The sequence below is a fragment of the Serratia sp. 121840015-1 genome, from assembly GCF_053627655.1.
Map to the genome: position 1 here is coordinate 482,163 of NZ_JBSEYF010000002.1, position 23,812 is coordinate 505,974.

At 61.1% G+C, this 23,812-nt stretch carries 24 protein-coding genes; 14 read left to right on the top strand and 10 right to left on the bottom strand.

Features of this window, described 5'->3' with window-relative positions:
- The first annotated feature begins 62 nt into the window (after positions 1-62).
- From murC to lpxC, 6 genes are all read left to right on the top strand, one after another.
- Positions 63-1,538, top strand: coding sequence for a UDP-N-acetylmuramate--L-alanine ligase (murC, locus tag ACUXAC_RS15705; protein WP_025301571.1), 1,476 nt, complete (start codon positions 63-65; stop codon positions 1,536-1,538).
- A complete protein-coding gene (locus ACUXAC_RS15710) occupies positions 1,531-2,451 on the top strand; it encodes a D-alanine--D-alanine ligase (protein ID WP_100396051.1) in 921 nt (306 codons plus the stop codon). Before murC ends, ACUXAC_RS15710 begins: the two co-directional genes overlap by 8 nt.
- A gap of 1 nt (position 2,452) precedes the next feature.
- On the top strand, positions 2,453-3,304 hold the full coding sequence (gene ftsQ / locus ACUXAC_RS15715; RefSeq protein ID WP_004932761.1) for a cell division protein FtsQ: 852 nt from the start codon (positions 2,453-2,455) through the stop codon (positions 3,302-3,304).
- Positions 3,301-4,557 carry a cell division protein FtsA gene (gene ftsA / locus ACUXAC_RS15720; RefSeq protein ID WP_004932758.1) on the top strand — a complete coding sequence of 419 codons (1,257 nt, stop codon included), beginning with the start codon at positions 3,301-3,303 and terminating at the stop codon, positions 4,555-4,557. The genes ftsQ and ftsA overlap by 4 nt, the downstream gene beginning before the upstream one ends.
- Before the next feature lie 74 nt (positions 4,558-4,631).
- Positions 4,632-5,786 (top strand): cell division protein FtsZ, encoded by a 1,155-nt coding sequence (gene ftsZ, locus ACUXAC_RS15725; RefSeq protein ID WP_004932757.1) that lies wholly within the window; start codon positions 4,632-4,634, stop codon positions 5,784-5,786.
- A 103-nt stretch (positions 5,787-5,889) separates the two neighbouring features.
- The gene (gene lpxC / locus ACUXAC_RS15730; RefSeq protein WP_025159644.1) at positions 5,890-6,807 is read left to right on the top strand and encodes a UDP-3-O-acyl-N-acetylglucosamine deacetylase; all 918 of its coding nucleotides are present in this window, start codon (positions 5,890-5,892) and stop codon (positions 6,805-6,807) included.
- A 104-nt stretch (positions 6,808-6,911) separates the two neighbouring features.
- On the opposite strand, the gene ACUXAC_RS15735 is transcribed toward lpxC, so the two are convergent.
- Complete coding sequence (locus ACUXAC_RS15735) at positions 6,912-7,427, bottom strand: DUF721 domain-containing protein (protein WP_033637110.1); 516 nt, start codon at positions 7,425-7,427, stop codon at positions 6,912-6,914.
- Positions 7,428-7,453: 26 nt separating this feature from the next.
- On the opposite strand from ACUXAC_RS15735, the gene secM reads away from it, so the two are divergent.
- The 3 genes from secM to mutT all read left to right on the top strand — a co-directional run bounded on the left by secM (position 7,454) and on the right by mutT (position 11,260).
- Positions 7,454-7,984, top strand: coding sequence for a secA translation cis-regulator SecM (gene secM, locus ACUXAC_RS15740; protein WP_387443173.1), 531 nt, complete (start codon positions 7,454-7,456; stop codon positions 7,982-7,984).
- Between the two features lie 82 nt (positions 7,985-8,066).
- Complete coding sequence (secA, locus tag ACUXAC_RS15745) at positions 8,067-10,775, top strand: preprotein translocase subunit SecA (protein ID WP_038873493.1); 2,709 nt, start codon at positions 8,067-8,069, stop codon at positions 10,773-10,775.
- A gap of 80 nt (positions 10,776-10,855) precedes the next feature.
- Complete coding sequence (gene mutT, locus ACUXAC_RS15750) at positions 10,856-11,260, top strand: 8-oxo-dGTP diphosphatase MutT (protein WP_102985455.1); 405 nt, start codon at positions 10,856-10,858, stop codon at positions 11,258-11,260.
- Between the two features lie 39 nt (positions 11,261-11,299).
- On the opposite strand, the gene yacG is transcribed toward mutT, so the two are convergent.
- Genes yacG through coaE form a run of 3 tightly spaced genes read right to left on the bottom strand, consistent with a single transcriptional unit; the run spans position 11,300 to position 12,915 of the window.
- Positions 11,300-11,491, bottom strand: a complete 192-nt coding sequence (gene yacG, locus ACUXAC_RS15755) for a DNA gyrase inhibitor YacG (protein ID WP_004932737.1) — start codon at positions 11,489-11,491, stop codon at positions 11,300-11,302.
- A 51-nt stretch (positions 11,492-11,542) separates the two neighbouring features.
- Positions 11,543-12,295, bottom strand: a complete 753-nt coding sequence (gene zapD, locus ACUXAC_RS15760; RefSeq protein WP_038873498.1) for a cell division protein ZapD — start codon at positions 12,293-12,295, stop codon at positions 11,543-11,545.
- 5 nt (positions 12,296-12,300) lie between these two features.
- A complete protein-coding gene (gene coaE, locus ACUXAC_RS15765) occupies positions 12,301-12,915 on the bottom strand; it encodes a dephospho-CoA kinase (RefSeq protein ID WP_187322023.1) in 615 nt (204 codons plus the stop codon).
- A 362-nt stretch (positions 12,916-13,277) separates the two neighbouring features.
- On the opposite strand from coaE, the gene ACUXAC_RS15770 reads away from it, so the two are divergent.
- Positions 13,278-14,321 carry a GMP reductase gene (locus tag ACUXAC_RS15770; RefSeq protein ID WP_015376656.1) on the top strand — a complete coding sequence of 348 codons (1,044 nt, stop codon included), beginning with the start codon at positions 13,278-13,280 and terminating at the stop codon, positions 14,319-14,321.
- Positions 14,322-14,373: 52 nt separating this feature from the next.
- Here the strand turns inward: ACUXAC_RS15770 and hofC are convergent, their stop codons facing one another.
- From hofC to nadC, 4 genes are all read right to left on the bottom strand, one after another.
- On the bottom strand, positions 14,374-15,573 hold the full coding sequence (hofC, locus tag ACUXAC_RS15775) for a protein transport protein HofC (protein WP_197652729.1): 1,200 nt from the start codon (positions 15,571-15,573) through the stop codon (positions 14,374-14,376).
- A complete protein-coding gene (gspE, locus tag ACUXAC_RS15780; protein ID WP_387443180.1) occupies positions 15,570-17,012 on the bottom strand; it encodes a type II secretion system protein GspE in 1,443 nt (480 codons plus the stop codon). Before gspE ends, hofC begins: the two co-directional genes overlap by 4 nt.
- Positions 17,013-17,017: 5 nt before the next feature.
- Complete coding sequence (gene ppdD / locus ACUXAC_RS15785; protein WP_060422496.1) at positions 17,018-17,455, bottom strand: prepilin peptidase-dependent pilin; 438 nt, start codon at positions 17,453-17,455, stop codon at positions 17,018-17,020.
- A 190-nt stretch (positions 17,456-17,645) separates the two neighbouring features.
- Entirely contained in the window at positions 17,646-18,536 is an 891-nt protein-coding gene (gene nadC, locus ACUXAC_RS15790; RefSeq protein ID WP_330113277.1) for a carboxylating nicotinate-nucleotide diphosphorylase, read from the bottom strand.
- An 84-nt stretch (positions 18,537-18,620) separates the two neighbouring features.
- On the opposite strand from nadC, the gene ampD reads away from it, so the two are divergent.
- Together ampD and ampE are read left to right on the top strand one after the other, a co-directional pair.
- Positions 18,621-19,217, top strand: coding sequence for a 1,6-anhydro-N-acetylmuramyl-L-alanine amidase AmpD (gene ampD, locus ACUXAC_RS15795; RefSeq protein ID WP_387443182.1), 597 nt, complete (start codon positions 18,621-18,623; stop codon positions 19,215-19,217).
- Positions 19,217-20,071, top strand: coding sequence for a beta-lactamase regulator AmpE (ampE, locus tag ACUXAC_RS15800; RefSeq protein WP_033631795.1), 855 nt, complete (start codon positions 19,217-19,219; stop codon positions 20,069-20,071). The genes ampD and ampE overlap by 1 nt, the downstream gene beginning before the upstream one ends.
- A gap of 60 nt (positions 20,072-20,131) precedes the next feature.
- On the opposite strand, the gene hemL is transcribed toward ampE, so the two are convergent.
- Positions 20,132-21,421 (bottom strand): glutamate-1-semialdehyde 2,1-aminomutase, encoded by a 1,290-nt coding sequence (hemL, locus tag ACUXAC_RS15805; RefSeq protein ID WP_049272773.1) that lies wholly within the window; start codon positions 21,419-21,421, stop codon positions 20,132-20,134.
- A gap of 174 nt (positions 21,422-21,595) precedes the next feature.
- Between hemL and clcA the strand changes: the two genes are divergently transcribed.
- Both clcA and erpA read left to right on the top strand, forming a co-directional pair.
- Positions 21,596-23,035, top strand: coding sequence for a H(+)/Cl(-) exchange transporter ClcA (gene clcA, locus ACUXAC_RS15810; protein WP_421115331.1), 1,440 nt, complete (start codon positions 21,596-21,598; stop codon positions 23,033-23,035).
- A gap of 89 nt (positions 23,036-23,124) precedes the next feature.
- A complete protein-coding gene (gene erpA / locus ACUXAC_RS15815) occupies positions 23,125-23,469 on the top strand; it encodes an iron-sulfur cluster insertion protein ErpA (RefSeq protein WP_033649222.1) in 345 nt (114 codons plus the stop codon).
- Between the two features lie 56 nt (positions 23,470-23,525).
- On the opposite strand, the gene ACUXAC_RS15820 is transcribed toward erpA, so the two are convergent.
- On the bottom strand, positions 23,526-23,774 hold the full coding sequence (locus ACUXAC_RS15820; protein ID WP_139159353.1) for a hypothetical protein: 249 nt from the start codon (positions 23,772-23,774) through the stop codon (positions 23,526-23,528).
- Positions 23,775-23,812 lie beyond the last annotated feature (38 nt).

Sequence of the window (23,812 nt, forward strand, 5' to 3'; positions counted from 1 at the left end):
CGAACCTGAATAAAAGCAATGTGATGTAGGGCCGGGGTACCGGATCCGGATTAGAGAGAGTGATGAATACACAACAACTGGCGAAACTACGTACTATCGTGCCCGAGATGCGTCGCGTCCGGCACATTCACTTTGTCGGCATCGGCGGTGCCGGCATGGGTGGTATCGCCGAAGTGTTGGCAAACGAAGGGTATCAGATCAGCGGCTCCGACCTGGCGCCGAATCCGGTCACCCAACAGTTGAGCGCGCTCGGGGCGACGATTTATTTCAATCACCGTCCGGAAAACGTGCTGGATGCGAGCGTGGTGGTGGTGTCTACCGCCATCTCCGCCGACAACCCGGAGATCGTCGCCGCCCGTGAAGCGCGCATCCCGGTGATCCGCCGCGCAGAAATGCTGGCGGAGCTGATGCGTTTTCGCCACGGCATCGCTATCGCCGGCACGCACGGCAAAACCACCACCACGGCGATGGTTTCGAGCATTTACGCCGAAGCCCGCCTGGATCCGACCTTCGTCAACGGCGGGCTGGTGAAGGCGGCGGGCACCCACGCGCGACTGGGGTCCAGCCGTTATCTGATCGCGGAAGCGGATGAGAGCGATGCGTCGTTCCTGCATCTGCAGCCGATGGTGGCCGTGGTCACCAACATCGAAGCCGACCATATGGACACTTACCAGGGTGACTTCGAGAACCTGAAGCAGACGTTTATCAATTTCTTGCACAACCTGCCGTTCTACGGCCGCGCGGTGATGTGCATCGACGATCCGGTGGTGCGCGAGCTGTTGCCGCGCGTGGGTCGCCATATCACCACCTATGGCTTCAGTGAAGATGCCGATGTGCGCATTGAAGACTACCGGCAGATTGGGCCGCAGGGGCACTTTACCCTGAGCCGTCAGGACAAGCCGTTGCTGACGGTGACGCTGAACGCGCCGGGCCGCCACAATGCGTTGAACGCGGCGGCGGCGGTAGCGGTGGCGACGGAAGAAGGCATCGACGACGAGGATATCCTGCGCGCGCTGGCGGGCTTCCAGGGCACCGGGCGTCGCTTCGATTTCCTCGGCGAGTTCCCGCTGGAGCCGGTCAACGGCAAGGCGGGCAGCGCGATGCTGGTGGACGACTACGGCCACCATCCGACCGAGGTGGACGCCACGCTGAAAGCGGCGCGCGCCGGCTGGCCAGACAAGCGTTTGGTGATGATCTTCCAGCCGCACCGTTATACGCGCACCCGCGATCTGTACGACGATTTCGCCAACGTGCTGTCGCAGGTGGATGTGCTGCTGATGCTCGACGTGTACGCCGCCGGCGAAGCGCCGATCCCGGGCGCGGACAGCCGTTCGCTGTGCCGCACCATCCGCAGCCGCGGCAAGCTGGATCCGATCCTGGTTTCCGATGCCGATACCGTGCCGGAAACCCTGGCGCAGCTGCTGCAGGATGAAGACTTGGTGCTGGTGCAAGGCGCCGGCAACGTGGGCAAAATCGCCCGTAAACTGGCCGAGCTGAAGCTGCAGCCGCCGAAGAAAGAGGAGGAGCACCATGGCTGATAAAGTTGCAGTTCTGCTGGGCGGCACCTCCGCTGAACGTGAAGTCTCTCTGCAATCCGGTGCCGCGGTGCTGGCCGGGTTGCGTGAAGCCGGTATCGATGCGCACGGCGTCGATACCCGCGATTTCCCGGTGACCCAGCTGAAAGAGCAGGGGTTCACCAAAGTGTTTATCGCGCTGCATGGCCGCGGCGGCGAGGACGGCACCCTGCAGGGGCTGCTGGAGTTCCTCGAACTGCCTTATACCGGCAGCGGCGTGATGGCCTCGGCGCTGACCATGGACAAATGGCGCACCAAAATGGTGTGGCAGTCGATGGGCTTGCCGGTGGCGCCTTACGTGGCGCTGAATCGCCAGCTGTACCTCGGCGGCGAAAAAGCGGCGCTGCTGGCGCGCGTGGCGGATCTCGGCCTGCCGCTGATCGTCAAGCCGAGCCGTGAAGGCTCCAGCGTCGGCATGAGCAAGGTCACCGAAAGCGCCACGTTGGAAGCCGCGTTGGAAGAGGCCTTCCGCCATGATGACGACGTATTGGTGGAGAAGTGGCTGAGCGGCCCGGAATATACCGTGGCGATGCTGGGCGACCAGGTTCTGCCGTCGATCCGCATCCAGCCGGCCGGCGTGTTTTACGACTACCAGGCCAAGTACATTTCGGACGACACGCAGTACTTCTGCCCGAGTGGTTTGAGCGCCGAGCAGGAAGCCGAGATGGCGGCGTTGGCGCTGCGCGCCTATCGCGGCCTGGACTGCAGCGGCTGGGGCCGCGTCGACGTGATGCAAGACAGCGATGGCAGCTTCTATCTGCTTGAGGTGAACACCTCTCCGGGCATGACCAGTCATAGCCTGGTGCCGATGGCGGCGCGCCAGTTTGGATTAAGCTTCTCGCAGTTGGTGGCGAGAATTTTGGAGTTGGCCGACTGATATGTCGCAAGCTGCCCTGAATGCGCGCGATCGCGAGGTGGATAACGGCCCGCGCCGCAGCAATGGAACCCAGTTGGCGGGAATGATTTTCCTGCTGATGGTGTTGGGAACGGTCGTGTGGAGCGGTTGGGCGGTGCTTGGCTGGATGAAAGACGCCAGTCGCCTGCCGCTCTCAAGGCTGGTGGTGACCGGCGAACGCCACTACACCACCAACGATGATATTCGTCAGGCGATCCTGGCGCTGGGCGCGCCCGGCACCTTTATGACGCAGGATGTGGACGTCATCCAGCAGCAGATCGAACGTCTGCCGTGGATCAAGCAGGCCAGCGTGCGCAAACAATGGCCGGATGAGCTGAAGATCCATCTGGTGGAGTACGTCCCGGTGGCGCGCTGGAACGATTTGCACATGGTGGACGCCGAAGGCAAAGCGTTCAGCGTGCCGGCGGAGCGGGCGGGCAAACAGAAGTTGCCGCTGCTCTACGGTCCGGAAGGGAGCGAGCAGGATGTGCTGGAAGGCTATCGGGCGATGAGCGCCACGTTGGCGGCCAGCAAATATACGCTGAAAATGGCGGCGATGACCGCGCGCCATTCCTGGCAGCTGGCGCTGGACAACGATGTCCGGCTTGAGCTGGGGCGCGATGACCGCAACGGGCGTTTGCAGCGGTTTATCGAGCTTTACCCGGTATTGCAGCAGCAGGGCCAGGCGGAGAGCAAGCGTGTTAGCTATGTCGATCTGCGCTACGAGTCCGGCGCTTCGGTAGGGTGGGCTCCGGTGTTGGTCGATCCGCAGGCGCTTGGCGGTCAGCAAAACAGTAATCAGCAACAGAATCAGGCACAGGCAAAACAACAATGATCAAGTCGACGGACAGAAAACTGGTAGTTGGACTGGAGATCGGTACTGCAAAAGTCTCCGCGTTGGTAGGGGAAGTTCTGCCCGATGGCATGGTCAACATTATCGGGGTGGGCAGCTGCCCGTCTCGCGGCATGGATAAGGGTGGCGTAAACGACCTGGAGTCGGTGGTGAAGTGCGTACAGCGCGCCATCGATCAGGCCGAGCTGATGGCGGACTGCCAGATCTCCTCGGTGTACCTGGCGCTGTCGGGCAAACACATCAGCTGCCAGAACGAAATCGGCATGGTGCCGATCTCGGAAGAGGAAGTGACGCAGGACGACGTGGAGAACGTGGTGCACACCGCCAAATCGGTGCGCGTGCGCGACGAACACCGCATTCTGCACGTGATTCCTCAGGAATACGCCATCGATTATCAGGAAGGCATCAAAAACCCGGTTGGGCTGTCCGGCGTGCGCATGCAGGCCAAGGTGCATCTGATTACCTGCCATAACGATATGGCGAAGAACATCGTCAAGGCCGTGGAACGTTGCGGCCTGAAAGTTGACCAACTTATTTTCGCCGGTCTGGCCGCGAGCTACGCGGTGCTGACTGAAGATGAACGCGAACTCGGCGTTTGCGTGGTGGATATCGGCGGCGGCACCATGGATATGGCGGTGTACACCGGCGGTGCGCTGCGCCACACCAAAGTGATCCCTTATGCCGGGAACGTGGTCACCAGCGATATCGCCTACGCCTTCGGCACGCCGCCGACCGACGCGGAAGCGATTAAAGTTCGACACGGCTGTGCGCTTGGGTCGATTGTTAGCAAGGATGAGAATGTAGAGGTGCCTAGCGTCGGGGGACGTCCTCCGCGCAGTCTGCAAAGACAGACGCTGGCTGAAGTCATTGAGCCACGCTACACCGAACTGTTGAATCTGGTTAACGATGAAATTTTGCAATTGCAGGAGCAACTGCGTCAGCAAGGGGTGAAGCATCATCTGGCAGCCGGTATCGTGCTGACCGGTGGCGCCGCCCAGATTGATGGCCTGGCAGCCTGTGCGCAACGGGTGTTCCACACCCAGGTACGCATCGGCCAACCCTTGAACATCACGGGTCTGACGGATTATGCGCAGGAGCCTTACTACTCTACAGCGGTAGGTCTGCTGCACTATGGAAAAGAGTCTCACCTGAGCGGTGAGACGGAAGTAGAAAAACGCGCCTCGGTGGGCAATTGGTTTAAACGTATCAATAGCTGGCTGAGAAAAGAGTTTTAATGTTTCAACAAAGAGATCATGCTGAGTAATCTTTTTATGATCTCGCAGCGACAGGCACAAAACGGAGAGAAACTATGTTTGAACCAATGGAACTAACCAATGACGCGGTGATTAAAGTCATCGGCGTCGGCGGCGGCGGTGGCAATGCCGTTGAACACATGGTGCGCGAGCGCATCGAAGGTGTTGAATTCTTCGCTGTGAACACGGACGCCCAGGCGCTCCGCAAAACGGCGGTTGGCCAAACCATCCAGATCGGTAGCGGTATTACCAAAGGTCTGGGTGCGGGCGCGAACCCGGAAGTGGGTCGCAATTCAGCGGAAGAAGACCGCGAAGCCCTGCGCGCAGCGCTGGACGGCGCAGACATGGTCTTCATCGCGGCCGGCATGGGCGGCGGTACCGGTACCGGTGCGGCACCAGTGGTGGCTGAAGTGGCTAAAGATTTGGGTATTCTGACCGTGGCCGTGGTGACCAAGCCTTTCAACTTCGAAGGCAAGAAGCGCATGGCATTCGCGGAGCAGGGTATCGCTGAGCTGTCCAAACACGTGGACTCGCTGATCACCATCCCGAACGATAAATTGCTGAAAGTTCTGGGTCGCGGCATCTCTCTGCTGGACGCGTTCGGCGCGGCCAACGACGTGCTGAAAGGCGCGGTGCAGGGTATCGCCGAGCTGATCACCCGTCCGGGCCTGATGAACGTCGACTTCGCCGACGTGCGCACCGTGATGTCCGAAATGGGCTACGCGATGATGGGTTCCGGCGTGGCTTGCGGTGAAGACCGTGCCGAAGAAGCGGCCGAAATGGCGATCTCCAGCCCACTGCTGGAAGACATCGACCTGTCCGGCGCGCGCGGCGTGCTGGTCAACATCACCGCCGGCTTCGACCTGCGTCTGGATGAGTTCGAAACCGTGGGTAACACCATCCGTGCGTTCGCGTCCGACAACGCTACCGTGGTTATCGGTACCTCGCTGGATCCGGAAATGAACGACGAACTGCGCGTAACCGTGGTTGCAACCGGTATCGGTATGGACAAACGTCCTGAAATCACCCTGGTGACCAATAAGCAGGCCAGCCAGCCGGTGATGGATCACCGTTATCAGCAGCACGGCATGTCGCCTCTGCCGCAGGAAGTGAAACCTGCCGCCAAGGTGGTCAACGACCAAGCTGCGCAGCCGAATAAAGAGCCCGACTATCTTGATATTCCAGCCTTCCTGCGTAAACAGGCAGACTAAGAATATCCTGAGAATTTGGAATCTCCGCTCTTTGTGCTAAACTGTCCCGCCGGCCATGCTGTATGCTTGGCTGGTAGGATGGATAACATTGCGAGATAAAACGATGATCAAACAAAGGACATTAAAACGTATTGTTCAGGCGACTGGCGTCGGTTTGCATACCGGCAAGAAAGTCACGCTGACAATGCGCCCAGCGCCGGCTAATACCGGGGTCATCTATCGTCGCACTGACTTGAATCCACCGGTTGATTTTCCGGCTGATGCAAAATCCGTGCGTGATACCATGCTCTGTACTTGCCTGGTGAATGAGCATGACGTGCGTATTTCGACCGTTGAGCACCTCAACGCCGCGCTGGCTGGGTTGGGCATCGACAACATCGTTATCGAAGTCGACGCCGCTGAAATCCCAATCATGGACGGCAGCGCCAGTCCGTTCGTGTTCTTGCTGCTGGATGCCGGCATCGAAGAACTGAACTCGGCGAAGAAATTCCTGCGTCTGAAAGAGACCGTGCGTGTTGAAGATGGCGACAAATGGGCCGAGCTGTCCCCGCATAACGGGTTCCGCCTGGACTTCACCATCGACTTCAACCACCCGGCTATCGACGCCAGCTCTCAGCGCTATCGTCTCGATTTCTCGGCTGAGTCGTTCGTGCGTCAAATCAGCCGCGCGCGCACCTTCGGGTTTATGCGCGACATCGAATACCTGCAGTCCCGCGGCCTGGCCCTGGGCGGCAGCTTCGACTGCGCCATCGTGGTGGATGACTACCGCGTGCTGAACGAAGACGGCCTGCGTTTCGAAGACGAGTTCGTACGTCACAAAATGCTGGACGCCATCGGCGACCTGTTCATGTGCGGCCACAACATCATTGGCGCGTTCACCGCGTACAAGTCTGGCCACGCGCTGAACAACAAACTGCTGCAGGCCGTGCTGGCCAAGCAGGAAGCGTGGGAATACGTGACCTTCCAGGACGAAGCCGAAATGCCGCTGGCATTCAAGGCACCGTCCACCGTATTGGCGTAAGGTCTGAATTCCTCGCCTGCTGCGAATAACGGCAGGCGCATCCTCTGAGAGCCTGAGAACTCAGGCTCGTGATGCGATCTGATGTTTTGCAGCTGTGTCGCTGATTACTTATCACGACTGGTTGTGTTGGTACCCTCTCCGGCCAATGCAGCCAGCCGTTCCAATATCTTGCGCAGTTTCTCCGGGCTACGGCTCGCCAATCCTCTCAGTTCTTCCGCACTTTCCAGACTCAAATGCCGCATCGGCACGGGTTTTTCCGGCGCTTTCTCTGCGTTTTGCACCTGGTGGCTGCCTTTCGCCATCAAGGCCGGATTAATCCTGATGTCGATCGACGACAATGATGGTAGAATTTGCGCTCGTAGTGCAGACAGCAAAGCGGGTTGTTCGTAGCGCAAGCGCATCATCCAACTGGCATTTGCCGTTTCGAGCACTAAAATACCCTGTCGGAAATTCGCGACGCGGCACCAGGGATGCAGGGGAGCAGGCAACAGGCCCTTCACTGCACGGTTAAGCTTGAGCAGCGCCACCGCGCGTTGCTGGACGTTATGCAGCGGCCCTTTGCTGCCGGCAGACGCGTCGTCGAACAGGACATCTAATAATTGTGGACGGCTATCGCGCATAATGGGCTCCGGCGGATTATAAACTCGTGATCGGTATTCTAAATCGTTGGCGACAATTTGGCAGACGTTATTTCTGGCCCCATCTCCTGTTAGGGATGGTTGCGGCCACGCTTGGCGCGTCTTCCAATTTGCCCGGCGCCCCCGATCAGGCCGCACTGCCGAATACGTCGTCCAGCCTTAACCGGCAAAATTCAGCCAACGGCACCTTCAACAGCCTGGCCCTGCTGCAGGACGCGCACCGTCGCCCTACCTTCAGCGTAGATTACTGGCAGCAACATGCGCTGCGCACCGTCATTCGTCACCTCTCTTTCGCGCTGGCGCCGCAGGCGGTTTATGCGCGGGTGCAGGAGAGCGAAGCCGAAGCCGAACCGCCTTTGCAGGTAGCGCAACTGGCGCTGCTTTCTACCCTCAACGCGCTGCTGACGCACGAGCCGAAGCCGCCGACCATCATTCGCCATACCCACCTTGAGGTGCTGCCAACGCTGGCACTGCACCAGACCGGCCTGTGGGTGGCGCAGGTACAGGGCATTCGCGCCGGGCCTGCCGCGCTCGTCTGACTCCGCCCTCAGGGCACAAAAACCATAAATAATAGCAAGTTGACTGCCGTATTCGGCCGTCATGACAGAGATATCAAACATCATGTTAGTGAAATTATTAACCAAAGTTTTTGGCAGCCGTAACGATCGTACCCTGCGCCGCATGCGCAAAGTGGTTGAGCAGATCAACCGCATGGAACCGGACATGGAAAAACTGTCCGATGACGAGCTGAAAGCGAAAACCAACGAGTTCCGTGCGCGCCTGGAGAAAGGTGAGTCGCTGGAAAGCCTGATCCCGGAAGCCTTCGCCGTAGTGCGTGAGGCGAGCAAGCGCGTGTTCGGCATGCGTCACTTCGACGTGCAGCTGCTGGGCGGCATGGTGCTGAACGACCGCTGCATCGCCGAGATGCGCACCGGTGAAGGTAAAACCCTGACCGCGACGCTGCCGGCCTACCTGAACGCCCTGAGCGGCCGCGGCGTGCACGTCGTGACCGTCAACGACTATCTGGCGCAGCGTGACGCCGAAAACAACCGTCCGCTGTTCGAGTTCCTCGGCCTGAGCATCGGCATTAACCTGCCGGGCATGCCGGCACCGGCCAAGCGTGAAGCTTACGCCGCTGACATCACCTACGGCACCAACAACGAATACGGTTTCGACTACCTGCGCGACAACATGGCGTTCAGCCCGGAAGAGCGCGTGCAGCGCAAACTGCACTATGCGTTGGTGGATGAGGTGGACTCCATCCTGATCGATGAAGCGCGTACGCCGCTGATCATCTCCGGCCCGGCTGAAGATAGCTCCGAGATGTACATCAAGGTCAACAAGCTGATCCCTAAACTGATTCGCCAGGAAAAAGAAGACTCCGACACCTTCAAGGGTGAAGGGCACTTCTCGGTGGATGAGAAGGCGCGTCAGGTCCACCTGACCGAACGCGGCCTGATCCTGATCGAAGAGATGCTGGTGGAAGCCGGCATCATGGATGAGGGCGAATCGCTGTACTCGCCGACCAACATCATGCTGATGCACCACGTTACCGCCGCGCTGCGCGCCCACGTGCTGTTCACCCGCGACGTTGACTACATCGTGAAAGACGGCGAAGTGATCATCGTCGACGAACACACCGGCCGTACCATGCAGGGCCGCCGTTGGTCCGACGGCCTGCACCAGGCGGTGGAAGCCAAAGAAGGCGTGGAGATCCAGAACGAGAACCAGACGCTGGCTTCGATCACCTTCCAGAACTACTTCCGTCTGTACGAGAAGCTGGCCGGGATGACCGGTACCGCCGATACCGAAGCCTTCGAATTCAGCTCGATCTACAAGCTGGACACCATCGTGGTGCCAACCAACCGTCCGATGATCCGTAAGGATATGCCGGATCTGGTGTACATGACCGAGAAAGAGAAGATCGGTGCCATCATCGAAGACATCCGCGAGCGTACCGCCAAAGGCCAGCCGGTGCTGGTGGGTACCATCTCAATCGAGAAATCCGAAGTGGTTTCCCATGAGCTGACCAAAGCGGGCATCGAGCACAAGGTGCTGAACGCCAAATTCCACGCCATGGAGGCGGACATCGTCGCCCAGGCCGGCCAGAGCGGTGCGGTAACCATCGCCACCAACATGGCGGGCCGTGGTACCGATATCGTGCTGGGTGGCAGCTGGCAGGCCGAAGTGGCGCTGTTGGAAGAGCCGACCGAAGAGCAGATCGAAGCCATCAAAGCGGCCTGGAAAGTGCGCCATGACGCAGTGCTGGCGGCGGGCGGCCTGCATATCATCGGCACCGAGCGCCATGAATCGCGCCGTATCGATAACCAGCTGCGCGGCCGTTCCGGTCGTCAGGGCGATGCCGGTTCATCCCGCTTCTACCTGTCGATGGAAGATGCCCTGATGCGTATCTTCGCGTCGGATCGCGTGTCCGGCATGATGCGCAAACTGGGTATGAAAGAAGGCGAAGCGATTGAGCACCCGTGGGTGACCAAGGCGATCGCCAACGCCCAGCGCAAGGTAGAGAGCCGCAACTTCGACATCCGTAAGCAGCTGCTGGAATACGACGACGTCGCTAACGATCAGCGCCGCGCCATCTACAGCCAGCGTAACGAATTGCTGGACGTGTCCGACGTGAGCGAAACCATCGCCAGCATCCGCGAAGACGTGTTCAAGAGCACCATCGACAACTACATCACGCCGCAGTCGCTGGAAGAAGAGTGGGACATTCAGGGGTTGGAAGAGCGCCTGAAGAACGACTTCGATCTGGAGATGCCGATCGCACAATGGCTGGACAAAGAGCCGGAGCTGCACGAAGAGACGCTGCGCGAACGCATTCTGGAGAACGCCAAAGAGCAGTACCAGCGTAAGGAAGAAGTGGTCGGCAGCGAAATGATGCGCAACTTCGAGAAGGGCGTGATGCTGCAGACGCTGGATTCCCTGTGGAAAGAGCACCTGGCGGCGATGGACTACCTGCGTCAGGGTATCCACCTGCGCGGCTATGCGCAGAAGGATCCGAAGCAGGAGTACAAGCGTGAATCCTTCAACATGTTCGCCACCATGCTGGAATCGCTGAAATATGAAGTGATCAGCGTGCTGAGCAAGGTTCAGGTGCGGATGCCGGAAGAGGTGGAAGCGCTGGAACAGCAGCGCCGTGAAGAGGCCGAGCGCCTGGCGCAGCACCAACAGCTGAGCCACCACGACGAGAACGCGCTGGTGACCGAAGATCCGAACGCGCCGGCGACCGCCGAGCGTAAAGTGGGCCGCAACGATCCGTGCCCATGCGGCTCCGGCAAGAAATACAAGCAGTGCCATGGCCGCCTGCAGTAATGCCGGCTGCGATTAATCGATAATACCCAGGGGTTCAGCTTGCTGAGCCCCTGTTTTTTGACACCCATCAGGAGGGTGAGATGAAACATCTGAATATCGCCGTGGGCATCATCCGTAATGCGCAACGGGAGATCTTTATTACCCGCCGCGCCGCCGACGCGCACATGGCCGGATTCTGGGAGTTCCCCGGCGGCAAGATCGAACAGGGTGAAACGCCGGAACAGGCGCTAAGTCGCGAGCTGCGGGAAGAGACCGGTATCGAAGCCGAACGTGCCGAACTGTTGGAGGTGGTGGAGCACCGCTTCAGCGATCGCATCGTGACGCTGAATTTTTATCTGGTGGAAGCCTGGGCGGGCGAGCCGTTCGGCCGTGAGGGGCAACCGATGCGCTGGGTTAAACAGGCGGAGCTGCGTGAAGACGAGTTCCCGGAAGCCAACGCCGGCATTATTCAGCTGCTGGTGGCGCAGGCGAACGCCGCGCAATAACAAGGTTGGCCTGGCGGGCGCCAGGCCAATTGCGGACGATCAACGATCGTCCATTTCACTCCAGTCTTCGCTTTCCGACAGATCGCTGTTGCTCGGAATACGCTTCTCTTCATCGGCCCATTCGCCGAGATCGATCAGCTGGCAGCGCTTGCTGCAAAACGGCCGGAACGGGCTGACTTCACCCCAAACCACGCCGGTGCCACAGGTTGGGCATTTTACTACGGTCGTCATAACGGTTCCTTACGCCTTCTGTCAGTGCTGGGAAGGCTTTCTTTCACAAGTTCAACAACAGGCCAGTTCGAACGTCAGGCGTTCAGGCACCACGCCATTTTCGCTATCCAGCGGCAGGAAACGAATGGCATAGCGGGTCTTGTGGCCGGAAATCTGCGGATAAAGCTGCGGCGCCAGATGGAGGCGCAGGCGCAGCAGATCCGCCCCTTCGGCGTTGTCCTGGAAAAAGCCGTTCAGGCTGATCTGATTGCGGAACGGCCCCGACTGACGGATCAGATCCAACACCATGATCAACGCCTGGTTCAGCGGATCCAGCGACTGCAGCCAGGTGGCGACGTCGGCATCGCGATCCTGCTGCGGCGCGTGCATCCACATGTGCAGGGTCGGCAGATCGAAGCTGCAGCAGCCGCCGGGAATGTTCAGCCGCTGGCGCACCAGACCGATCAGCCGGTCTTCGCGCAGAGCCTGGCCGAGGCGCGGCGCCGCCATCAGCGCCGATGAGCGCGACTTCAACTGGCCGCGCAGCTGGTCGATCAGCGCCATATCCACGCCCGGCACATCGGCCCAGGCCAACAGTTTCTGCTGCTGGCGCTCCAGCTCTTTGAGCAATTCGGTGCGTACTTCGCCGCGCTCCAGCACGTCCAGCAAGTCGGAGACGGTGCGAAAGAAGGTGAGGGCGATGGCGGTTTCACTCAGGGCGCGTTGGCCGTGCAGCTGTTGCAGCAGAAATTCGATGCGTAGCCAGGTACGCATTTTTTCGTTCAGCGGGTGTTCAAAGAGAACGGTTGGGGAAACATCACTCATGCAGTTTAATCCTGTTGGGGCGCTGTTGCCGCCAGTTCAAGGTAGCGACGATGCAGTGCGGCGACCTGTGGCTCTATCCCCTGAGCGGCGCCGCTGTTGTCAATAATGTCATCCGCCACGGCGAGGCGCTGCCGGCGCGTGGCCTGGGCGGCGAGAATGCTCTGCGCTTGCTCACGGCTGACGCCGTCGCGCGCGATGGTGCGAGCCAGCTGGGTTTCGGCGTCGACGTCGATCACCAGCACCCGATCGGCGCGCTCCTGCAGACCGTTTTCCACCAGCAGCGGCACTACCCACAGCGCGTACGGGCTGGTGGCCTGCGCCAGTTGGCGCTGGGTTTCACGGTGTATCAGCGGATGCAGCAGCTGGTTCAGCCAGGTTTTGTCATCGGGATGGCTAAAAATGCGCTGACGCAGCGCAGCGCGGTTCAATGCGCCGTCCGGCAGCAACATTTCATTACCAAATCGCTCGGCGATCGCGGCCAAAGCAGGGGTGCCCGGCTCGACGACCTGACGGGCGATCACGTCGGCATCGACGAGGGTTGCGCCGTGGCGCGCAAAGGCGTTCGCGACGGTCGTCTTGCCGCTGCCTATGCCCCCGGTCAACGCAACAATGTAGGCCATGGTATTAGGTGCATCCGATGTTCATAAAAAAATAATAGTCGAATCATAAAGCGATCGCGCAGAAGTGCAAGTCGGCAGGCGGCGCTTGCGCGTCGGCACCGATCGGACGGCGAGAAAAAGCGCAGCGGCACGGCAAAAATGAGCGGGCAATCACACTGCGGTTATGCAGGTAAATTTGTCGGATTGTAGCGTAAATAAAGGCGAATTCGCAGTCTTGTTCGGCGATTATTAGCGCGTATTATAACGTCACTGGAACTGGCATTAATCTCGCCGCCGTCTTTTTGCGCCACTGGAAAGCCGTCGGGCAGAGGTTCGAACATCCTCCTTGCGATCCGTCGCCATTAACCAGGAAATCATAAGTCATGCGTATTGAAGAAGATTTGAAGTTGGGCTTTAAAGACGTGTTGATCCGCCCTAAGCGCTCCACGCTGAAAAGCCGCTCCGAGGTTGAACTGGAACGTCAGTTTACCTTCAAGCATTCAGGTTGCAGCTGGTCCGGCGTGCCGATTATCGCCGCCAACATGGACACGGTGGGCACCTTCCGCATGGCCGAGGCCCTGGCTTCTTTCGACGTTCTCACCGCCGTACACAAACATTACAGCGTCGAGCAATGGGCTGACTTCGTGCAGCGCATGCCGGAATCGGTGCTGCGCCACGTCATGGTGTCCACCGGCACCTCCGAAGCCGACTTCGCCAAAATGCAGCAGATCCTGGCCCTGTCTCCGGCGCTGAAATTCATCTGCATCGATGTGGCCAACGGCTACTCTGAACATTTCGTCGCCTTCCTGCAGAAAGCGCGCGAAGCCTGCCCGAATCACGTGATCTGCGCCGGCAACGTAGTGACCGGCGAGATGGTGGAGGAGCTTATCCTCTCCGGCGCCGACATCGTTAAGGTCGGCATCGGCCCGGGTTCAGTCTGTACCACCCGCGTGAAGACCGGCGTGGGCTACCCGCAGCTGTCGGCGGTGATCGAATGCGCCGATGCGGCCCACGGGCTGGGCGGCCAAATCGTCAGCGACGGCGGCTGCTCGGTGCCGGGCGACGTCGCCAAAGCCTTCGGTGGCGGTGCTGACTTCGTGATGCTGGGCGGTATGCTGGCCGGCCACGACGAGTGCGAAGGCACCGTGGTGGAAGAGAACGGCGAGAAGTTCATGCTGTTCTACGGCATGAGCTCCGAGTCGGCGATGAAGCGCCACGTCGGCGGCGTGGCGGAGTATCGCGCGGCCGAAGGCAAAACCGTCAAGCTGCCGCTGCGTGGCGAGGTGGAGTTCACCGTGCGCGATATCCTCGGCGGCCTGCGCTCCGCTTGCACCTATGTCGGCGCCGAGCGCCTGAAAGAGCTGACCAAACGCACCACCTTTATCCGCGTGGCGGAGCAGGAAAACCGCGTCTTCGGCAGCAAATAAGCCGCACCTTGCATCCGGGCGCAGCGCACAGCGGCGCCCGCTATCATCTTCTTTATCCCAGCACGCTGCCCAGTTGAAAAATAGGCAGGTACATGGCGATCACCAAAGCACCGACAATCCCGCCCACCACCAGCATCAGCAGCGGCTCCAGCGTTTGCGCCAGCGTATCGGCCAGCTCGTGCGTCTGCCGTTCGTACCACTGCGCCAATTTATCCAGCAAGGCGTCCAGCGAACCGGATTCTTCGCCCACCCGCACCAGCTGCCGGCACAGCGGCGGAAACAGCGGTTGCAGGCCCAGGGCATGATGAAACGCCTCGCCTTCGGCGATCTGCCGCTGCACCTGCTCCAGCGCCTGTCGGTACAGCAGATGATCCGCCGCCAGTGCCGCCGCGTTCAACCCTTCCACCAGCGTCAGCCCCGCGCGTTGGGTCATGGTCAGAATACGAAAGGTTTGGCTCAGCGCGCCGCCGCTCACCAGCCGGGCGATCAGCGGCAGGCGCAGCAAGGCGGCCTGTTCACGTCGGCGCCATGGCGGGCGTGGATGCAGCCAGCGGCAATAGCCGAGCAGCAATGCGCCGAGCAGCAGCGCCAAATAGGGGCCAACGGCGATCAGCAGCGCGGACACCCCCAATAACCCTTGGGTAAACCAGGGCAGCGGCGCATCGAATGACTGATAAACCTTGGCGAATTCCGGCAGCACCATCACCAGCATCAGCACGCTGACCAGCAGCGCCACCGCACAGATGAAGAGGGGATACCGCAGCGCTTTGGTCACTTTGCGGCGCAGCATCAGCTGGGCTTCCTGTTGTTGTGCCAGCTGCAGGCAGCAGCGATCGAGGTTGCCGGTCAGTTCGCCGATGGCGATCAGTTGGCGATAGATAAGTGGAAAAACGCCTGGCTGCGCGGCAAGGGTTTCGGAGAGCGGCTGCCCTTCGCGCACCTGTTCTGCCAACTGGCGCAACAGGCAACGCCAGGCTGCCGAAGGGTGCTCTGCCGCCAGCAGCTGCAACGTATTGACCAGCGGCAACCCGGCCTGCAACAGGGTGGCGAGTTGGCGGGTGAAGTGGATTAAGGGTTCTCCGCGCCACTGGCCGGGCGTGATGCGTTTGCCGTGCCCAATCCGCCAAGGTTGCAGGCCTTGTTCGATCAGCAACCGGCTCACCTGCCGCTTTTCATCGCTCATCAGTTCGCCGCGGCGCAAGGCGCCCTGGGCGTCGAATGCCTGCCAAAGAAACAGCCGGTGCGCTTTCATGGCGCGGTTACGCCGAGCTGGACGACGTCGATCACGCGGTACAGTTCTTCCAGCGAGGTCGTGCCTTCGCTGGCCAGCGCCAGCCCGGCCTGCAGCAGCGAAAGCTGCCCCTGCTCGCGGGCGACATCCGCCAGCAGGCTGGGCGCGGCGTTCGCCAGCAACGCCGCCTGTATTTCCGGCGTAATGGCCAACAGCTCATACACGCCGATGCGCCCATAGTAGCCGCCGAAGCAATGCTCGCAGCCGTCGGCGCGCCAGGCGGTCAGCGGCTCCGGCCAGACCGAGGTAGGAAAATGCGTCGGCTGGCTGTGCGGGTAGCGGCAGTGGCGACACAGCCTGCGCACCAGCCGCTGTGCGATGACCAGCTTCAGGCAGCCGGCGAGCAGGTAGCCGGGGATACCCATGTGCATTAGCCGCGTCAGGGTTTCGCCGGTGGAGTTGGTATGCAGCGTCGACAGCACCAGGTGGCCGGTTTGCGCGGCCTTGACTGCGATCTCGGCGGTTTCCGCATCGCGGATCTCGCCGATCATGATGACATCCGGATCCTGGCGCAGCAGGGCGCGCAGCACCCGGGCGAAACTCAGCTCGGTTTTGGCGTTGATCTGGGTTTGATTGACGCCGAACAGCGGTATCTCGATCGGATCCTCGACGCTGCACAGGTTGCTTTGCGCATCGTTCAACTGGCGCAGACCGCTGTACAGCGTGACCGTCTTGCCGCTGCCGGTTGGGCCGGTCACCAGGATCAAACCTTGCGGGCAGGCCAGCGCCGTCGCGTAGCGCGCCAGATCCGCCCGGCCCATGCCCAGTTGATCCAGCGGCAGCTCCTGCTGCTCACCTTGCTGAACGCGCAGCACCACCTTTTCGCCGTGCAGCGTCGGCAGGGTGGCGATACGCATGGCATAGCGCGCGCTGTCCAGCGTCAGGCTGAGTTGCCCGTCCTGAGGCTGACGGCGCTCGGTGATATCCAACTGACCGAGGATCTTCAGCCGGGCGATGAGGCGCGCGGTCAGCTGCGGCGGCGGTGAGGCGAGGGTTTGCAGCACGCCGTCGATGCGCAGGCGAATGCGAAAATGCTGCCGAAAGGGCTCGAAGTGGATATCCGAGGCGCGGCGCTGGATGGCCAGACGCAGCGTCTGGTTGATGAACTGCACCACCGGCGCATCGCCGTCGTCGGGGTAGGCGATGTCGGCGGTGTCTTCTTCGGCTGCCAGCGGCGCCGGCAGCGATTCGTGGCGTTGGTTCAGCGCCTGCTCCAGCCTGGCCGCCGGCCAGTGTTCCAGATGGATGCGCTTGCCGGTGGCGAAACGCAGCGCCGCCAGCAGCCCCTGCGGCGCTTCTTCGTTGAGCGCGATCGTGAGAGTGGTCGGGTCTTCGTTCAGCGCCAACGCCTGATAGCGCCGGCACAGGGCGTGAACCTCTTCGCTGATTTGCGCGTTCATCGCCGTTACTCCGCCGCGTTGTCGAAGCGGAAGACTTCCTGGCACACCTCAACCAGCGTTGCGTTTTCGCTGCTGCACAGCCGGCTCCAGCGGGTCAGCCCATCGGCGTTCGCTTTGGGGGTTAATGCCACCGCCAGCCCCTGCAGCGTTTGGGTGCCGGTCAGCGTGATCACGCCTTTGGCGACTTTCACCCCACTGACGTAACGCGACGTGCCGCCGGTGGGAATGCCTTTGCTGCCGGCCTCACAGCCGGTGGGGGCGCCTTCGTCCAGCACGCACAGCTCGACCGCCAGTTTATACGGCGCCATGGTTTGCAGCATGTCGGTCATTGCCGCTTTCTGGATGTAGCGTTGGTAGGCAGGGATGCCGATGGCGCTGAGGATGGCGATGATGGCGATCACCACCATCAGTTCTATCAGGGTAAAGCCGCGTTGCGTTTCCATACGTTGTTTTCTCCATTGGGGTGTGGAAGACAACGGTAGCGGCTTGCTCGGGGGCTCGGCGAGGGGCTTTTGCGCGTTTCTCGGCGCGCTTCCATCAGTAATGATGTCGTTTGCAGCGGTGAAAAAAACGGTGAGAGGAGGTTCGCAATTTTACGGTAACGCCCCCGACAGCGGCCGGGGGCGAGGGGGATCATTTGAAGCGCATCGACAGATCGAGTGCAGTGATGTGCTTGGTCAGCGCACCGACCGAAATGTAATCCACGCCGGTCTCGGCAAAGGTGCGCAGCGTCTCGCTGGTGACGTTGCCGGACACCTCCAGCTGGGCGCGGCCCTGGGTTTGAGCGACCGCCTGACGCATCATCTCGACGCTGAAGTTGTCCAGCATGATGATATCGGCACCGGCATCCAGCGCCTGCTGCAGCTCATCGAGCGATTCGACTTCCACTTCCACCGGCACGTCGGCGTGCAGCCAGAAGGCTTTTTCCACCGCGTTCTTGATAGAGCCGGAGGCGATGATGTGGTTTTCCTTGATCAGGAAGGCGTCGGACAGCCCCAGCCGGTGGTTGCTGCCGCCCCCGCACAGTACGGCGTATTTCAGCGCGGTGCGCAGGCCGGGCAGGGTCTTGCGGGTATCGAGCAGGCGAGTCCGGGTGCCTTCCAGCAGGGCCACGTAGCGGCTGACTTCGGTCGCCACGCCGGAGAGCGTCTGCACGAAGTTCAGCGCGGTGCGCTCGCCGGTCAGCATCACCCGCGCGGGGCCGCGCAGCCGGCAAAGCGGTTGGTTCGGCGCCAGACGGTCGCCGTCCGCCACCAGCCACTCCACCTGCACCTGGTTGCCCAATTGAATAAAGACCTCATTCAGCCAGCGGCGGCCACAGAATACGCCGGCTTCGCGGGTGATGACGGTGGCTTCGGCCTGCTTGTCCGCCGGTAACAATTGCGCGGTAATATCGCGCCCGGCGTCGACTTCACCCCCCAGGTCTTCGCGCAGCGCCTGGGCGACGGCATAGGGAATATCACTTTCAATTCGTTCAAGAAGCTCGGTGCGGCGACTGTCGGCACTGTAGCGGCGTGTCGGCATGGAAAACTCCGAAATGGACGGTTAGATCGTAGGGGAACATGCTACTCTGTTGCAGGAATAAGTACCACCGCAGAGAGGTGTCTGATGCAGTTGGAAAATGGCTGGATTGTCGGGGTGACGCGAGTGCTCTCGCCGCACTGCGATCGGCGCCCGGATGACGAGCCCCCCTCGCTGCTGGTCATCCACAACATCAGCCTGCCGCCCGGCGAGTTCGGCGGCCCCTATATCGACCAGTTGTTTACCTGCACGCTCGATCCCGCGCAGCACCCCTATTTCGCCGAGATCCATCAGCTGCGGGTGTCGGCGCACTGTCTGATCCGCCGCGACGGGGAGATCGTGCAGTATGTGCCCTTCGACCAACGCGCCTGGCACGCGGGCGTTTCCCTGTATCAGGGGCGCGATCGGTGCAACGATTTCTCCATCGGCATCGAGCTGGAAGGCACCGATCTGTTGCCTTACACCGAGGCGCAATACCGCACGCTGCAGGCGGTCACCGCGCTGCTGGCCGAACATTATCCGCCGCTGGTGGCCAATATCGCCGGGCATTGCGATATCGCCCCCGGCCGCAAGACCGATCCCGGGCCGGCGTTCGATTGGGATCGCTATCTGGCATCTCTGGAACAACGCGACGCGCCCGCCGACGCTATGCTTGAGACAAGAAAAAGGGAGAGGAATCGCTAATGACGCTGTTTACGCTGTTGCTGGTTTTGGCCTGGGAGCGCCTGTTTAAGCTGGGAGAACATTGGCAGCTGGACCACCGTCTCGAAGTGGTGTTTCAGCGGCTGCATCGGGTTTCGCTGGCGCAGACGCTGGCGATGACCGCCGCCTGGATGGTGATCGTCTGGGGCGTTCTGTGGCTGTCTCACGGGTTGTTCTTCGGCGTGGTGACGCTGCTGCTGTGGATTGTCATCGATCTGCTGTGCGTCGGCGCCGGCATCAAGCGCAAACACTACCGCGCCTACCTGAAAGCGGCGCGGCAGGGCGATACCCACGCCAGCGATCAGATGGCGGAAGAGCTGGCGTTGATCCACGGTTTGCCGGTGGACTGCAGCGAAGAGCTGCGCCTGCGCGAGCTGCAAAACGCGCTGCTGTGGATCAATTTCCGCTATTACCTGGCGCCGCTGTTCTGGTTCGTGGTCTTTGGACCTTACGGGCCGATCGCGTTGGCGGGATATGCCTTCCTGCGCGCCTATCAAACCTGGCTGGCGCGTCACAATACGCCGCTGGAGCGTTCGCAGTCGGGTATCGATCATCTGCTGAACTGGCTGGACTGGATCCCGGTGCGTTTGGCCGGGGTGGCCTACGCGCTGTTCGGCCACGGCGAGCGTGCGCTGCCGGCCTGGTTCGCCTCGCTGGGGGATCGGCATTCGTCGTCGTATCAGGTGTTGACGCGGCTGGCGCAGTTCTCGCTGGCGCGCGATCCGCATATGGACCCGGTGCAAACGCCGCGGGCGGCGGTGACGCTGGCTCGCAAGGTGACGATGATCATCGTGGTGGTAGTGGCGCTGTTGACCATTTACGGCACGCTGCTTTAAGCGGCAGCGAAAAACAAAACGGGCGCCGAGGCGCCCGTTTTTTTGGCCATTCGGCCGGGATTACAGCTTGGCGAAGCAGCGACGCGCGGCGTCGATGGTGCGCTGAATGTCTTCCTTGCTGTGCGCCACGGACATGAAGCCCGCTTCGAAGGCGGACGGCGCCAGATACACCCCTTCCTCCAGCATCAGGTGGAAGAAGCGTTTGAAGCGTTCCACATCGCACTGCATCACGTCCTGATAGCAGGTCACTGTCGGCGCGTCGGTGAAGAACAGGCCGAACATGCCGCCGACGTTGTTGACTACCAGCGGGATATTCTCTTCCTGCGCCGCATGCAGCAGGCCTGCGGCTAGCATTTCAGTCAGTTCGGTCAGCGTCTGGTGCACGCCTACCTGTGATACTTCGGTCAGGCAGGCATAGCCCGCCGCCATGGCGATTGGGTTGCCGGACAGGGTGCCCGCCTGGTAGACCGGGCCGGTCGGCGCCAGCGCGTCCATCACGTCGCGGCGGCCGCCGAAGGCGCCCACCGGCATGCCGCCGCCGATGATTTTGCCGAGGCAGGTCAGATCCGGCTCGACGCCGTAATAGGACTGTGCGCCGGCCAGCGCCACGCGGAAACCGGTCATCACTTCATCGATGATCAAGAGCGCGCCGTACTTGTCGCACAGGGCGCGCAGGCCCGGCAGGAATTCCGGCAGCGGCGGCACGCAGTTCATGTTGCCGGCAACCGGCTCGACGATGATACAGGCGATCTCGGACGGGTACTGCTCGAAGGCGGCCCGCACCGAATCCAGGTCGTTATAGGTGCAGGTCAGGGTGTGCTTGGCGAAGTCGGCCGGCACGCCCGGTGAGTTCGGCTGGCCGAGGGTCAGCGCACCGGAACCGGCTTTCACCAGCAGGCAGTCGGCGTGGCCGTGGTAGCAGCCTTCGAACTTGATGATTTTGTCGCGGTTGGTGTAGCCGCGCGCCAGGCGGATGGCGCTCATGGTGGCTTCGGTGCCCGAGTTCACCATACGCACCATATCCATGGTAGGCACCAGTTCGGTGACCAGCTGCGCCATTTTGACTTCCATCTCGGTCGGCGCGCCGAAGCTCAGGCCGCGCTGCGCCGCTTCGATCACCGCGTCGCGGATCGCCGGGTGGTTGTGCCCCAGCACCATCGGCCCCCAGGAACCGACATAGTCGATATAGGCCTTGCCGTCGGCATCGAACAGGTAAGCCCCGTCAGCCCGCTCGATAAACAGCGGCACACCGCCTACGCCGGTGAATGCACGCACCGGAGAGTTCACCCCACCGGGGATCAACTGTTGCGCCTGGGCGTACAGACTTTCGGACTTGCTGTGTAGGCTCATAAATCGGCTCCTGGATTCTCTTTTGAATGATTTGACCGCGCTATTCTAGAGGAGAGCGCCGCGTTATGAAACGATCACAGTCAGATACCATTAACGGCAGCGCCCGCCACCGGGTTGGGGTAGAATAACCGCCTTGCCTATTTGTATTACAAATTACCTGACGAATTACTCGCGATGACGGAATCACAATCACAGCCAGTCGGGACGTTGAGCCCGCGTCTTAGCCGCAGCGATGCGGTGCGTCAGTTTATTCGCCGCGATAAGACCCCGGTGGCGATCCTGGTGATGGCCGCGCTGGTGGGGACGCTGGCCGGTTTGCTCGGCGTGGCCTTCGATAAGGCGGTGGAGTGGGTGCAGCAGCAGCGGCTGGCTTCGCTGGCGCAGGTCGCCGACTCGTGGCTTCTGGTGTGGCCGCTGGCGTTTATCCTGTCCGCCGCGCTGGCGGCGCTGGGCTATTACCTGGTGCGGCGCTTTGCGCCTGAGGCGGGCGGCTCGGGCATTCCGGAGATCGAAGGCGCGCTGGAGGAGCTGCGGCCGGTGCGCTGGTGGCGCGTGATCCCGGTGAAATTCATCGGCGGCATGGGCACGCTGGGGGCCGGCATGGTGCTGGGGCGCGAAGGCCCCACGGTGCAAATGGGCGGCAACGTCGGGCGCATGGTATTGGACGTGCTGCGCATTCGCGGCGCCGAGGCGCGTCATACGCTGCTGGCGACCGGGGCCGCCGCCGGGTTGTCCGCCGCGTTCAACGCGCCGCTAGCCGGCATCTTGTTCATCATCGAAGAGATGCGGCCGCAGTTCCGCTACAACCTGATCTCGATTAAAGCGGTGTTTATCGGCGTGATCATGTCGAGCGTGGTATTCCAGCTGTTTAACGGCCAGGGTTCGGTGATCGCGGTCGACAAACTTTCTTCGGCGCCCATCAATACCCTGTGGCTCTATTTGGTGCTGGGGGCGATATTCGGTGCGGTGGGCGTGGGGTTCAACGCGCTGATTTTCCGCACTCAAGACATGTTTGCGCGCCTGCACGGCGGCAGAATGCGCAATATCTTGCTGATGGGCGGGCTGCTCGGCGGCGTGTGCGGCATTCTGGGGCTGATCCAGCCGGAGGCGGCGGGCGGCGGCTTTGGGTTGATCCCGATCGCCGCGGCGGGCAATTACAGCGTCGGCATGTTGATGTTTATCTTTATCACCCGCATCTTCACTACGCTGCTGTGCTTCGGCTCCGGCGCGCCGGGCGGCATCTTTGCGCCGATGCTGGCGTTGGGCACGCTGTTCGGCACCGCCTTTGGGCTGGCGGGGGCGCATCTGTTCCCGCAGTACGGCATCGAGGCGGGCACCTTCGCCATCGCCGGCATGGGGGCGCTGTTCGCCGCTACGGTGCGCGCCCCGCTGACCGGCATCGTGCTGGTACTGGAAATGACCGACAACTACCAACTCATTTTACCGATGATCATCACCTGCCTCGGCGCCACGGTGGTGGCGCAGCTGCTCGGCGGCAAGCCGCTGTATTCGTCGATCCTGGCCCGCACGCTGCAAAGGCAGGAGGCGCAGCTGGCGCGGGAAGCGGTGGAGAAAACAGGTAAGGAAAATGCAACAAATGCGGTGAATACTTGAACGCAACACTCAGGTATCGGATAATCGTTAATATTAATCAGGCAGCCATAGTCGCGATCTGATGCTGAACAATGTTGGGAGTAAAGAGTATGAGTGATCAAACGGCACTGCCCCTGCAATTTACCGAGGCAGCAGCAAGCAAGGTTAAGTTCCTGATTGCTGACGAAGAAAATCCGAACCTGAAGTTGCGGGTTTACATTACCGGCGGCGGCTGCAGCGGATTCCAGTACGGCTTCACTTTTGACGACAAGGTCAACGATGGCGACATGACCATCGAGAAGCAGGGCGTGGCGCTGGTGGTCGATCCGATGAGCCTGCAGTATCTGGTCGGCGGCTCGGTGGACTACACCGAAGGGCTGGAAGGGTCGCGCTTCGTGGTGACCAACCCGAATGCCAAAACCACCTGCGGTTGCGGTTCGTCGTTTAGCATCTGAGTTTGCCTGTCAGAATATCAACCCGCTCGCCTTACGGCCGGCGGGTTTTTTTATGCCTACCATTCCACGAGGATCACTTCTGCACCGTTCTCCTGTGCCGGTGGGCTGTGGATGATGTTCGGCTGCGCCGTTGCGTGGCTGCATTCGGCCTGTGGGGCGGCGGCCTCGAGGCGCACGGCGCATTGCGGTTCAATGGTCAGAGTAACGCCGATCTGGCCGCTGACGGCATCGGCATACGCGGCGCCACTCAGCAGGGTGCCACAGCAGGCAAGCAGAATTTTTTTCATCATTGCGGGAATAGTCATCCGTAAGCCATCTTGTGATGACTTATCGGCAAAAAGTT